General features: G+C 67.4%; 8 protein-coding genes and 1 tRNA gene. 4 read left to right on the top strand and 5 right to left on the bottom strand.

Annotated features, from left to right (window positions below; translation table 11 throughout):
- Nucleotides 1–477 precede the first annotated feature (477 nt).
- The 4 genes from LRP66_RS13130 to LRP66_RS13115 are packed head-to-tail and all read right to left on the bottom strand — an operon-like array spanning nt 478 to nt 9,741.
- Nucleotides 478–1,965 (bottom strand): efflux transporter outer membrane subunit, encoded by a 1,488-nt coding sequence (locus tag LRP66_RS13130; protein WP_230483049.1) that lies wholly within the window; start codon nt 1,963–1,965, stop codon nt 478–480.
- Nucleotides 1,962–5,303 (bottom strand): efflux RND transporter permease subunit, encoded by a 3,342-nt coding sequence (locus LRP66_RS13125; RefSeq protein WP_230483048.1) that lies wholly within the window; start codon nt 5,301–5,303, stop codon nt 1,962–1,964. The genes LRP66_RS13130 and LRP66_RS13125 overlap by 4 nt, the downstream gene beginning before the upstream one ends.
- Entirely contained in the window at nt 5,300–8,446 is a 3,147-nt protein-coding gene (locus tag LRP66_RS13120; RefSeq protein WP_230483047.1) for an efflux RND transporter permease subunit, read from the bottom strand. Before LRP66_RS13120 ends, LRP66_RS13125 begins: the two co-directional genes overlap by 4 nt.
- Nucleotides 8,443–9,741, bottom strand: a complete 1,299-nt coding sequence (locus LRP66_RS13115; protein WP_230483046.1) for an efflux RND transporter periplasmic adaptor subunit — start codon at nt 9,739–9,741, stop codon at nt 8,443–8,445. The genes LRP66_RS13120 and LRP66_RS13115 overlap by 4 nt, the downstream gene beginning before the upstream one ends.
- Before the next feature lie 225 nt (nt 9,742–9,966).
- Between LRP66_RS13115 and LRP66_RS13110 the strand changes: the two genes are divergently transcribed.
- The 3 genes from LRP66_RS13110 to LRP66_RS13100 all read left to right on the top strand — a co-directional run bounded on the left by LRP66_RS13110 (nt 9,967) and on the right by LRP66_RS13100 (nt 11,998).
- Nucleotides 9,967–10,161 (top strand): hypothetical protein, encoded by a 195-nt coding sequence (locus LRP66_RS13110; RefSeq protein ID WP_230483045.1) that lies wholly within the window; start codon nt 9,967–9,969, stop codon nt 10,159–10,161.
- Nucleotides 10,162–10,322: 161 nt separating this feature from the next.
- Nucleotides 10,323–11,846 carry a helix-turn-helix transcriptional regulator gene (locus LRP66_RS13105; protein ID WP_230483044.1) on the top strand — a complete coding sequence of 508 codons (1,524 nt, stop codon included), beginning with the start codon at nt 10,323–10,325 and terminating at the stop codon, nt 11,844–11,846.
- Entirely contained in the window at nt 11,843–11,998 is a 156-nt protein-coding gene (locus tag LRP66_RS13100; RefSeq protein ID WP_230483043.1) for a hypothetical protein, read from the top strand. Before LRP66_RS13105 ends, LRP66_RS13100 begins: the two co-directional genes overlap by 4 nt.
- A 24-nt stretch (nt 11,999–12,022) precedes the next feature.
- On the opposite strand, the gene LRP66_RS13095 is transcribed toward LRP66_RS13100, so the two are convergent.
- Nucleotides 12,023–12,099, bottom strand: a tRNA-Arg gene (locus tag LRP66_RS13095).
- An 83-nt stretch (nt 12,100–12,182) separates the two neighbouring features.
- Between LRP66_RS13095 and LRP66_RS13090 the strand changes: the two genes are divergently transcribed.
- Nucleotides 12,183–12,917 (top strand): queuosine precursor transporter, encoded by a 735-nt coding sequence (locus LRP66_RS13090; protein WP_230483042.1) that lies wholly within the window; start codon nt 12,183–12,185, stop codon nt 12,915–12,917.
- Nucleotides 12,918–13,160: the final 243 nt, after the last annotated feature.

The raw sequence follows: 13,160 nt of genomic DNA, 5'->3' as shown, positions 1-13,160 counted from the left end.
GAAATTGGGTTTCCCCATCGTCGCCTCCTGTCCTCAAAATTAGGACCCGAGGCGTCCAGAAATCTAGGGGCTACTCACAGTGTGCGAGCGTGCTATAGCTTGCTGACGGTACTTTTCCGATGCGGAGTCGAGTAAGTCGCCACTGCAGACCGGAGCAAAGGTGACCCGATTGGTGTCGATAGTCCGTGAAACCTCAAAAATATTTTTCTGGCGATTTTCCCTTTAAAATCAAGAGCGTAACTTTTTGACGGTATGGCTGCCGGGATTGTCGCGCAGAATATGAGAATAATTGAACGTTTTCAATATGTTATGCTGGGATTAAACAATCGAGTGGGAGTGATCGCAGCCTAGGCGGGCTCGACATTCAGCTTATTCTTCCCTCTCCCCTCTACGAGGGGCGAGGGAAGGACAGGCATGGTTGAATGTCGATCGGGCCTAGGCGGGCTCGGCGATTTCCGTCAGCCGGGCGATATGCCGTCAGGGCGCCGCCGCCGGGGGCGCGGACAGCGTATCGGTGGTCCAGCCGCCGCCGATCGCCTGGACCAGCGCGATCGCGGCGGTCTGCTGGTTGACCACGGCCTGAATCTGGTTCTGGCGTGCGGTCAGCGAGTTGGTCTGGGCGACGATGACCTGCGAATAGTCGACGATGCCGCTGAGATACTGGTTGTCGATGATCCGCTCGGCCTGGGTGGCCGCGGTGGCGGCGGTCGCACGGCTTTGCGTCACGTCGGCGAGGACACGGGTGGCGGCGAGGTAATCCTCGACCTGCTGGAACGCGGTCAGCACGGTCTGGCGATAGGTGGCGACCGCCTCGTCATACTGCGCGCGCGCCTCCAGCACCTGGCCATGGCGCGCGCCGAAATCGAGCAGCGTCATCAGGCCGCTCAATCCGAACGACCACAGGCTGGTCGCCGCCGAGAATAGCTGTCCGATGGCGGTGCCGCTGGTGTTCTGGCTACCGGTCAGCGTGATCTGCGGGAAATAGGCGGCGCGCTGGATGCCGATATTGGCGTTGGCGGCGGCGACCTTGCGTTCCGCCGAGGCGATGTCGGGGCGACGCTGGAGCAGCGTCGCGGGGACGATGCCGGGGATGTCGGGGACGGTCGGGGTCCAATTGGCCGGGGTGACCGCGAAGCTCGACGGATTCTCGCCGACGAGCACCGCTATCGCATGTTCCAGCGTCGCACGCTGCTGGTCCAGCGTCTGGCGCTGCGCCACCGCGCTGCTGAGCGTCGACTGCGCCTGATAGACATTGGAATGCGCGACCGTCCCGGCCTTGTACTGGTTGGTCGTGATGGTCAGCGCGCGGGTATAGTCCTTTATCACGGTGTCGAGCAGCACGCGCTGCGCATCGATGCCGCGCAGGTCGATATAGTCGGTCGCCAGTTCGCCCTGCGCCGACAGGGTGGCGTTGGCCAGATCGCCCGCGCTCGCCTGCGCATTGGCCTTGGCCTGGGTGACGGCATTGCCGAGGCGCCCCCAGAGGTCGGGCTCCCAGCTTTCGCCGATGCCGAGCGCGAAGCGTGAGCCCGAGCCGGTATAGCCGTTGAGGCCGGTTCCCGTGCCGGTGCCGACCCCCACGCCCGTGCCGGTGTTCACTCCCGTGGCCGGACCGCCCGCGAAGCTGCCCGACCGCTGTCCGCTGGCCGAGGCGGTAACCGTCGGGAAGAGTTGCGACCGCTGCACGACGACGAGCGCGCGGGCGGCCTGATAGGCGGCGCGGGCGGCGGCGACATTCTGGTTGGTCACGGCGACGCGACGCTCCAGCCCGTCGAGGACCGGGTCGCCGAACAAAGACCACCAGGGGCCGCGCGTCGAAGCGTCGGTGGGTGTGGCGGGGCTCCAGCCAGGGGCTTCCTTGAAGCTTGCGGGGATCGCGACGGTCGCGGGCGGGCGATAGTCGGGGGCCATCGAACAACCCGCCAGCGCCAGCAGCGGCAGGACAGAGCGGACAGCGCGGGTCATGCGGGTACTCCAGTCGCGGGCGGCAGGTCGTGCCGGGCGAGGTGATGTTCGTCGGGCGTGCGGCGGCGGAAGCGGTCCAGCGCGAGATAGACGACCGGCGTGGTCAGCAGGGTCAGGATCTGGCTGGCGATCAGCCCGCCGAAGATCGCGATGCCGAGCGGGCGGCGAAGCTCGGCACCGTCGCCGAACCCGATCGCCAGTGGCAGGGCGCCGAGTGCCGCCGCCATCGTCGTCATCATGATCGGTCGGAAGCGGAGCAGACAGGCCTCGCGCACCGCCTCGAGGGGCGACTTGCCTTCGCCGCGCTCGGCCTCCAGCGCGAAGTCGATGATCATGATCGCGTTCTTCTTCACGATGCCGATCAACAGGATGATGCCGATCAGCGCGATGATGTCGAACTCCCCGCCCGTCGCGATCAGCGCGATCATCGCACCGACGCCCGCCGAGGGGAGGGTGGAGAGCGCGGTCAGCGGGTGGATCGCACTCTCGTACAGGATGCCCAGCACGATGTAGATGGCGAGCAGCGCGGCGACGATCAGAAGCGGCATCGACGCGTTGGACTGTTTGAAGACCTTGGCGGTGCCGCCGAACTCGCCGTGGACGGTGGCGGGCAGGCCGAGCCCCGCCTGCGTCTGCGCGATCAGCGCCGATGCGGTGCCCAGCGACACGCCCTGCGGCAGGTTGAACGAAATGGTGGCGGACGGCTCCCCATCCGAATGGTTGACCGCGGCGTTGGTCGACCCGGTCGACCAGCGTGCGAAGGCGCCGAGCGGGACCATGGTCTTGGCCGAGGTGCTGACCGCGCTGCCCGAGGCGGTGGCCGATCCGCCCGCGCTGGTGCCCGAGGTGGCGGCGGGTGCGGCGGCAGGTGCGGCGGTGGCGCCGGTCGTGTTGGTGGCGCTCGTGCTCGTGCTCGTGGACGGCGTGGTCGAGCCGGTCGCGGACGACGGGGTCTGGCTGGTCGTGCTGGTGCCGCCGGTGGTGCTGGTCGGGGCGGCCGTGGTGCCGGTCGTGGGTGTCGCGATGCCGCTCGGCGCGACATAGACGTTCTGGAGCGCGGCGGGCGATCCGTTGAACTGACGCGCGGCCTCCATCACGACGTGATATTGGTTCAGGCCCGAATAGATGTTCGCGACCTGCCGCTGTCCGAAGGCGTCGTACAGCGTCGCGTCGACCGCCTGCATCGTCACCCCCAGCCGCGCCGCGGCGTCGCGATTGACCTCGACGAACGCGTCGGCCCCTGCATCCTGCTGGTCGATATCGACATCGGTCAGGACGTCGGGACGCTTCTTGAGCGCATCGACCAGTTTCTGGCCCGCATCCTTCAGCACGTCCGGGCTGTCGGCCTTGAGGACATATTGATAGGTGCTGTTGCTCTGCCGTCCGCCGACCTGAAGATCCTGGACGGGGTTGAGGAACAGGCTGACGCCGCTGACCTTCGCCAGCTTGGGGCGAAGGCGCGCGATGACCTCGGTCGCGGGCGGGCGGTCCGACCGGTCCTTGAGCGTCGCGAACAGGAAGCCGCCGCCTGCGCGCGACCCGCCCGCGAACGACACCACCGTGGCCACCGCCGGATCCTTCTTCACGATGCGGGTGATCTGGGTCAGCTTGGCCTGCATGTCGGTGAAGGCGATGCTCTGGTCGGCGCGGATACCGCCCATCAGGCCGCCGGTATCCTGTTGCGGGAAGAAGCCTTTCGGCGCGATGTCGATCAGATAGATGTTGAGCGCGACCGTCCCCGCCAGCAGGATCAGCACCGCCCCCCGGTGGAGCAGCGCCCAGTCGAGCGCCTTGGCGTAGCGGGCCTGCCCCCAGTCGAACGCGCGGGCGGCGGCGCGCATCACGCGGCCTTCCTCCTCGTTGTTGCGCAGCACGCGGGCGGCGAGCATCGGCGTCAGGGTCAGCGAGACGACCAGGCTGATCAGCACGGCGATCGACATGGTCAGCGCGAATTCGCGGAACAGTCGCCCGACGATCCCGCCCATGAAGATCAGCGGCACGAACACCGCGATCAGGCTGAGCGAGATGGACAGGACGGTGAAGCCCACCTCCCGCGCGCCGGTCAGCGCGGCTTGCAGCGGGTGCATCCCCGCCTCGACGTGGCGGCTGATATTCTCGACCACCACGATCGCGTCGTCGACCACGAAGCCGGTCGCGACGGTCAGCGCCATCAGCGACAGATTGTCGAGGCTGAACCCGACCAGATACATGACCGCCAGTGTACCGAGCAGCGAGGCGATGACGGCGGCGGCGGGGATCAGCGTCGCGCGCCAGCTTCGCAGGAACAGGCTGACGACGAGAACGACGAGCAGGGTGGCGATCAACAGCGTCACCTCCACCTCGCGCAGCGACGCGCGGATGGTCAGGGTGCGGTCGGACACGATCGCCAGATGGATGTCCGGCGGCATCGCGGTGCGCAGGCCGGGGACCTGTGCCTTCAGTGCGTCGACCACCTGCACGATGTTCGCGCCCGGCTGGCGGCTGATGAGGATGGGGACGGCACGCTCGCCGTTGAACAGGCCGATGGTGCGGATATCCTCGGGCCCGTCGCTGACCGTCGCGATGTCGGACAGCCGCACGCCCGCGCCATTGCGCCAGGCTATAACCGTGTTGCGATAGTCGCTGGCATGGCGACCCGCCTGGTTGGAATAGATCTGCCAGCTCAGCCCGTGCGCATCGACCACGCCGCGCGGCCGATTGGCGCTTTGCGACTGGAGCGCGGTTCGGACGTCCTCCAGCGAAATACCGTAGCGTGACAGCGCCAGCGGATTCAGCTCGACCCGGACCGAGGGGAGTGCCGCGCCGCCCAGTTCGACATTGCCGACGCCCTGCACCTGGAGCAGCCGTTGCTGCACGACCGTGGAGACGGTGTCGTAGATATCGGACGGGCTGCGCGTTTTGGAGGTCAGCGCCAGGATCAGGATTGGCGCCTCGGCCGGGTTGGCCTTGCGATAGCTGGGATTGGATTTCAGCGTCGTGGGCAGGTCGGCGCGGCTGGCGTTGATCGCCGCCTGCACGTCGCGCGCGGCTCCGTCGATGTTGCGCGACAGGTCGAACTGCAAGGTGATCTGCGACGAGCTGACACCCGATCGCGAGGTCATCTCGCTGACCCCGGCGATGGTGCCGAGGTGATGCTCCAGGGGTGCCGCGACGCTCGCCGCCATGGTCGCGGGGCTGGCACCGGGCAGGTTCGCCTGGACCATGATCGTCGGGAAATCGACGGCGGGCAGGGGGGCGACGGGCAACAGGAAGAACGCCGCGACGCCCGCCAGCATCAGCCCGATGGTCAGCAGGATCGTGCCGACCGGCCGCCGGATGAAGGGCCCGGAGATGTTCACGCCGGAACGGCCGCCGTACCGGCCCCCGCGTCGGGGCGAGCCCGCCGGGTGCGCCAATTCTCGAGCGCGAGGAAGATGACCGGCGTGGTGAACAGGGTCAGGATCTGGCTGAAGACCAAGCCGCCCGCGATCGCGATGCCCAGCGGCTGGCGCAGCTCATGCCCCATGCCGCCGCCGAAGATCAGCGGCAGCGCGGCGAAGAGCGCGGCGAAGGTCGTCATCATGATCGGGCGGAAGCGGAGCAACGCCGCCTGGCGGATCGCCTGCGCCGGGCTTGCGCCATGCTCGCGCATCGCCTCCAGCGCGAAGTCGATCATCATGATCGCGTTCTTCTTCACGATGCCGATAAGGAGGACGATGCCGATGATCCCGATCACGCCCAATCCCGCGCCGGTCAGCCATAGGCCGAGCAGTGCGCCGATTCCGGCGGAGGGGAGGGTGGACAGGATGGTGATCGGGTGGATGAAGCTCTCATAGAGCACGCCCAGCACGATATAGACGACGATGATCGCCGCCAGGATCAGCCACGCCTCGTTGGCGAGCGAGGATTTGAACGCGCTCGCCGCGCCGGTGAAGTTGGTGGTCAGCGCGGCGGGCATACCGATCTGCCGCTCGACCCGCTCGATCGTCGACACCGCGCTGCCCAGCGAGACGCCGGGCGCGAGGTCGAAGCCGATGGTCGCGACCGGGAACTGCGCCTCGCGCGTCACGACCAGCGGGGCCGAGGCGGTGCGGATCGTCGCCACCGTCGACAGCGGCACGCTCCTGCCCCCCGAGAGCGGGATGCGCAGGTCGCCCAGCGCGCGCGGATCGGTGACGCTATCCGGCGTCGCCTCCAGGATGACGCGGTTCTGGCTCGACTGGGTATAGATGGTCGAGACGATGCGCTGGCCGAACGCATCGTACAGCGCGTTGTCGACCGCGATGGCGCTCAGGCCCAGCCGCCCGGCCGTATCGCGATTGATGTCGACCACCACCGACCGGCCATCGGCCAGCGTGGTCGAAGTGACGTTTCGCACATGCGATTGCCTGCCCAGCGCTTCGGCCAGCCTGCTGCCCCATTGGTCGACCAGCGCCTCATCGGCGCCCTGGATCGAGAAGCGATAGGCGTTCGCACCCGTCGAGGTGTCGATGGTCAGATCCTGCACCGGGCGGAAATAGACCTGCATCCCCGGCACGTTCGCCACGTCGTTCTGAAGCGCGGTCAGGACGTGCGACAGGCTGCCACGCGATCCCTCCGCCTTCAGGTTCACGATCATGCGGCCTTGCGACAGCGTCGCGTTCTGGCCGTCGACCCCGATCGCCGAACTCAGGCTGGCCACCGCCGGATCGGCGAGGATCGCCTGCGCCACCTGCTGTTGCAGCCCGGCCATGCGCGAATAGCTGACGTCCTGCGCCGCGCTGGTCATCACCGCGATCTGGCCGGTATCCTGTTCGGGAAACAGCGTCTTGGGGATCACCCAGAACAGCGCGGCGGTCGCGACCATGGTGCCCGCGAACACGATCAGCGTCAGCGTCCGGCGCACCATCACCCAGTCGAGCGCGCGGGCATAGTGATCCGCGACCCAGGCGAAACCCTCCTGCGTCCTGCGCGACAGCGGATGCGGCTTTTCCTCGCCCTCCGCCTTCAGCCAGCGTGCCGAGAGCATCGGCACCAGCGTCAGCGCGACGACCGCCGACAGCAGGATCGTCACGGCCAGCGTCACCGCGAATTCGCGGAACAGCCGCCCGACGACATCGCCCATGAAGAGCAGCGGGATCAGAACGCCGATCAGGCTGACGGTCAGCGAGATGATGGTGAAGCCGATCTCGCTCGCGCCCTTCAACGCGGCGGGGAAGGGGCGCATCCCCTCCTCGATATGGCGGCTGATATTCTCCAGCACGACGATCGCGTCGTCGACCACGAAGCCGCTTGCGATGGTCAGCGCCATCAGCGTCAGGTTGTTGATCGAGAAGCCCAGGAAATACATCGCCGCGAACGCGCCGACCAGCGACAGCGGCACCGCGATGCTGGCGATGATCGTCGCGCGGATCGACCCCAGGAACAGGAAGATGACCAGCGTCACGAGTGCGACCGCCAGTACCAGCTCGAACTTCACGTCCGCCACCGAGGAGCGGATGCCGTCGGTCCGGTCGGTCAGCAGCGTGACATGGACATCGGCGGGAAGCTGCGTCTCCAGATCGGGCAGCGCCGCCTTGATCGCGTCGACCGTGCCGATGACGTTCGCGCCTGGCTGGCGCTGGACGTCGATGATGACGGCGGGCTTGCCGTTCATCCACGAGCCGAGGCGGACATTCTCGGTCCCCGCCACGACCTGCGCGACATCGGACAGCCGCACCGGCGCGCCATCGGCATAGGCGATGACGAGGTTGCGATAGGCGGCGGCGTCGGCCAGCTGGTCGTTGGCGTCGATCGTCCAGCTCTTGGTCGGGCCGTCGAAGCTGCCCTTCGCGGCATTGGCGTTGGCGTTGCCGATCGCGGTGCGGATCGTCTCGAGCGACAGGCCGCGTGCGGCGAGCGCGGCGACATTGGCCTGGATGCGTACGGCGGGGCGCTGGCCGCCCGACAGAGAGACGAGGCCGACGCCCGAGACCTGCGCGATCTTGTTGGAGAATTGCCGCTCGACGATCCCTTCCACTTCGCCCAGCGGCCGCGTGTCGGAGGTGACGCCCAGCGTCAGGATCGGCGCGTCGGCCGGGTTGACCTTGGCATAGATGGGGGGCGCGGGCAGGTCGGTCGGCAGCAGCGTGGTCGCGGCATTGATCGCGGCCTGCACCTCCTGCTCGGCGACGTCGAGCGACAGGTCGAGCCGGAATTGCAGCGTGATGACCGACGCCCCCGCCGAAGAGGCCGAGGTCATGCGGGCAAGGCCGGGCATTTGCCCGAACTGGCGCTCCAGCGGCGAAGTGACGGTCAGCGCCATCACATCGGGGCTGGCACCGGGATAGAGCGTCGTCACCTGTATGGTAGGATAATCGACCTCGGGCAGCGCGGAGAGCGGCAGCGAGCGATAGGCGACCAGCCCCGCCAGCAGGATCGCCAGCATGAACAGCGTCGTCGCGACGGGCCGCAGGATGAAGGCGCGGGACGGACCACCGCGCAGCGGACCGCCCGGCGCCGGGGGCGTCGGCGCGACGCTCATCCCGCCTGGCCGCCGCGATGGTGACGCCCACCGCCCTGGCCGCCGCCCTGTCGACCGCCCTGCCCACCGCCGGGGCCGCCCTTTTCACCGGGCAGGCGGACCTGCGATCCGTCCTCCAGCCCGTCGGCGCCCTCGACGACCACCGTCTGCCCGGCCTGAACGCCCGACAGGATGGCGATCCGTTGCGTATCGCTTGGCCCCACCGTCACCTTGACCAGCTTGACGCTGTGATCGGGTTGCAGGACGAAGACGAAATCACCCGGCGCCCCGTGGCGAACGGCGGCGACCGGCACGGTGACCGCGTCATGGAGTGTCCTGACCAGCATCGCCACATTGACGAACTGGCCCGGGAACAGGGCATGGCCCGCATTGTCGAACCGGGCCTTGGCCTTCACCGTGCCCGTCGTGCTGTCGACCTGGTTGTCGAAGGTCAGGAAGCGTCCGTTGGACAGCAGGTGATTGTCATTCTGGTCCATCGCCCGCACCGGCAATCCGGCACCGCTGCCCGCCGTGTCACCGATCGAGGATAACTGCGTCTGGGGCAGCGAGAAGGCGACGTCGATCGGATCCTCCTGGGTCACCACGACGATGCCGTTGGTGTCGGAGGGGGTCAGGTAATTGCCGATATCGACCTGCCGGATACCGGCGCGGCCGGTGATCGGCGACTTGATCGCGGTATAGCCGAGATTGAGCTGGGCGGACCCGATCGCGGCGCGATCGGCGGCGGCGGTGCCGGTGAGCTGTCGCACCGTCGCGCGTTGGGTATCGACCTGCTGCGAGGCGATCGAGTCCTGCCTGAGCAACGTCGTGTAGCGATTGAGATCGACCTGCGCGGCGGCGAGCTGCGCGGTGTCGCGCGCCAGGTTCGCACGCGCCTGCGCGAGCGCGAGCTGATAGGGGCGCGGGTCGATCTGCGCCAGGATCTGGCCCTGCTGCACCCGCTGCCCGTCACGGAAGAACAGTTTGAACAGCGTGCCGGAGAGTTGCGGGCGGACCGTCGCGGTGACGATGGGCTGCACGGTGCCCAGCGCCGAGACATTGACCGCCATGTCGCCCTTCACCGCCTTGGCCACGCCGACCGCGGCGGGCGGACGGCTATGGTCGCGTTCACCCGAACGCTTGGTCAGCCAGCGCGCGCCCAAGGCCACGCCGATCAGCAACAGCGCGATGATCGCCACCGCGCGCCAGCTGCGCCGCCGCCCGCCGGTTTCCCGTTCGCCGGGTGGCGGGGCATAGGGCGGCGACACCGTATCCGGTGATCCGCTGTTCAACATCACGCTGCCCTGATCCGTCATCTGCTCGCATTCCGGTTTCGGCTGAACCGGCGCACGCTAACGGCTCCATCATGACTGGCAGCATGGGCTATCATGACGATTGCGTAATCTGCCGGGCCCGTCGCGCGTCGATTTCGTGCCTGTCGCCGTTTGCGGTCCCGGCTTCGGCGCGTTGGTGCCAAAACACCAGAAGCCATGGTATTTCATGGTGATGGGCGGACTGTCCCGAGATGATACTTCAAGCTCATGGACGACCCCCATCATCCCGATCCCGAGGTTCCTCCGACCTTGGACGAACATGCCTACCTGCTACGCCGTGCCGAGGCGCATCTTCAGCTCGCCGACAAGGCGGTGGAAGGCGGCGCGCGCGCCATCCATCAGCGGCTGAGCCGGATGTATGGCGAGCAGGCGCGGCTGCTGGCATTGGTGCCGAAGGACTAGGCTCGACCGGCAAAACTACCAGGAACGAAAGCTGACCTATGTTGGTTCGGCTTCCCTGATCGACGGGGCATGGCGCCCGCGATCAAAGGGATATCGCCGATGCGACATGCGCACTGCCTTCTGTCCTCGACCCTGTCGGCGTTCGGGGCGCCCGACGTGCGTTGAGCAAGGCGCCGCCATTCAAGACGCTGCGCGAGACCGCCGATCTGCGACATCTGCGGCAGATCATCGTCGGGCTGGACGAGGGGGTGATCCTGATCGATCCCGATCAGACCCTGCTCTGGGCGAACGATGCGGCGCTGGCGATGCACGGCGTCTCGTCGATCGAGGAACTGGGCGCGACGGTCGACGAATATCGCGCGCGCTTTCGGCTGCGCTATCGCAACAACCATCGGCTGGCGGCGGACGATTATCCGGTCGAACGCGTCGTCGCGGGCGACTCCTTCTCCGAGGTCGTGGTCGAGGTGATGGCGGCCGGTGACGAAGAGGCGCGCTGGGTGCATCAGGTGCGCAGCCTGGTGCTGAACGATGCCGACGATGCCGAACCCGCCTGCCTCGTCCTCATCATCCAGGACGTGTCGGCCCGCTACGAGGCGGAGGATCGCTTCGAACAGTCGTTCAACGCCAACCCCGCGCCCGCGCTGATCTGTCGCCTGAGCGATCTGCGATACCTCAAGGTCAACCAGGGCTTTCTGGACATGACCGGTTTCCAGCGCGAGCAGGTGCTGGGCAAGACCGTCTACGACATCGATGTGCTGCGCGACGCCGACCAGCGCGATCTCGCCAAGGATCGGCTGGCGGGCGGACGAACCATTCCGCAGATGGAGGCGGAACTGCAATTGCCGGGTAGCGAGACGCGACTGGTGATCGTCGCGGGCCAGCCGATCGACCTGGACGGCCAGCCCTGCATGCTGTTCACCTTCGCCGATCTGGAAGCGCGGCGGAAGGCGGAGGGCGCGCTCCGCCACAGCGAGGAGCGGTTCAACCGAACCTTCCGGCTGGCACCCGTCCCCATGGCGATCGGCACAGGCGACGGCCGCCTCTTGTGCGAGGTCAATGCGGCGTTCGCGCAGATGACCGGCTATGGCGCGACCGAGATCGTCGATCGCCCACTTCGCGATGTCGGTCTGTGGGACAGTGCCGCGCTTCGGCGGGAGATCGAAGGCGCGGTTATCGGCGGCCATGTCCTGCGCGATCGCGAGGCGCGGATCCGCGCGAAGGATGGCGGCGCGATCGACTGCCTCGTGTCGACCGAGGCGATCCCCGTCGGCGACGACGCCTGCGTGCTCTGGGTGTTCCAGGACATCACCCAGCGCAAGGCGACCGAGATGGAACTGGTCGAGGCGATCGAGGCGGTGATGAAGGACACCCGCTGGTTCAGCCGCTCGATCATGGACAAGCTCGCCCGGCTGCGCGCACCGCGTATCGACAGCGACGGACCGGGGCTCGACGACCTGACCGCGCGTGAGCGCGAGGTGCTGGCGCTGATCTGCCGGGGCTATGACGACAAGACGATCGCGCGGACGCTCAACGTCGCGGGCAATACGGTGCGCAACCACGTCGCGCGGATCTACGCCAAGATCGGCGTCAACCGACGCGTCGGCGCCGTCACCTGGGCCCGCGCGCGCGGTTTCGACGGGGATGCCGTCGCCATCGGCGCGACAGAGAAAGAGGATGCGGCATGACCAAGCGACGGCAGGACGACACGAAGGCCGAGCGCAAGGCAAAGGGCTCGGTCCAGGAGGCGATCGGCAAGCTGATCGGCGACGACGCCATGCAGGAGCGCGGCGCCGCCCAACGTCGCGCCGCGGACAAGCCGGATGGTAATCGGGGTTGAACGCGGCGTCGGGGGAAGGGAATATGGCGCGCCCGGAGGGATTCGAACCCCCGACCGAGGAGGTAGAAGCTCCTTGCTCTATCCAACTGAGCTACGGACGCGCGGACGGGGGTGTCCCTAGCGCGGATTGCGCGGGTTGGGAATGGCGATAAATGTCAAGCCGGATGGGACGAAAGGGCTTGGTATGAACGAGGAACGCGTGGTGGTTGGCCAGGAGCTGGAACGCGGTGCGTTTCGCTGGTTCGACTTCGTCATGGCGGCCTTCGTCACCATCCTTTTGCTGTCCAACGTCATCGGTGCGGGCAAGGTGGCGGTCATCACCCTGCCGTTCGTCGGCGAGTGGCCGTTCGGGGCGGGGATCCTGTTCTTTCCGCTCAGCTACGTCATCGGCGACGTGCTGACAGAGGTCTATGGCTATGCGCGCGCGCGGCGGGTGATCTGGGCGGGGACGGCGGCAGTGCTGTTCATGGCGTTCATGAGCTTCGTCGTGGTGGCGCTGCCGCCCGCGCCGAGCTGGACCAACCAGGCCGCCTATGAGGTGATCTTCGGCCAAGTGCCGCGCATCGTGCTGGCCAGCGTCTGCGCCTTCTGGGCGGGCGAGTTCGCCAATGCCTATGTCATGGCGCGGATGAAGATATGGACCGGCGGGCGGCATCTCTGGTCGCGGACCATCGGCTCGACGCTGGTGGGGCAGGGGGTGGACAGCCTGATCTTCTATCCGCTGGCCTTCTGGGGCGCGATGGGGTGGACGCCGCATCTGGTAGTCGTGGTGCTGTTCACGCAATGGGCGCTGAAGGTAGGCTGGGAGGTGTTGCTGACTCCGGTGACCTATCTGATCGTCGGCTGGCTGAAGCGCGCCGAGGGGGTGGATGTGTTCGACGAGGGGACGAACTTCACGCCGTTCCGGGCGCGGGTGTGAGCGGGGTCCGGCTCGTCCTTCGCGAGCGGACCGAGGCCGATCCGGCGCGGGGATGGGTGCCGACGCTGTCCTACGCCATCGTCGCGGATGGGATGGCGGTGTTCGTCGAGACGGTCGACGTGCCCGAGCAGACCGACCTGGTCGCGCGGGGCGATCGGGTCATGTGGCGGTATCGATTGGGACTCGCCTGGCTCTTCGAGCGGGTCGCAATGCCCCTCCACCAGCTTCGCCGGTCCCCCTCCC

This window comes from Sphingomonas sp. Leaf21 (assembly GCF_916858675.1).
In the GTDB taxonomy this organism is placed as follows: Bacteria; Pseudomonadota; Alphaproteobacteria; order Sphingomonadales; family Sphingomonadaceae; genus Sphingomonas.
The sequence above is the reverse complement of the archived record's forward strand: the minus strand, read 5'-3'. Positions and strand labels throughout refer to the sequence as shown.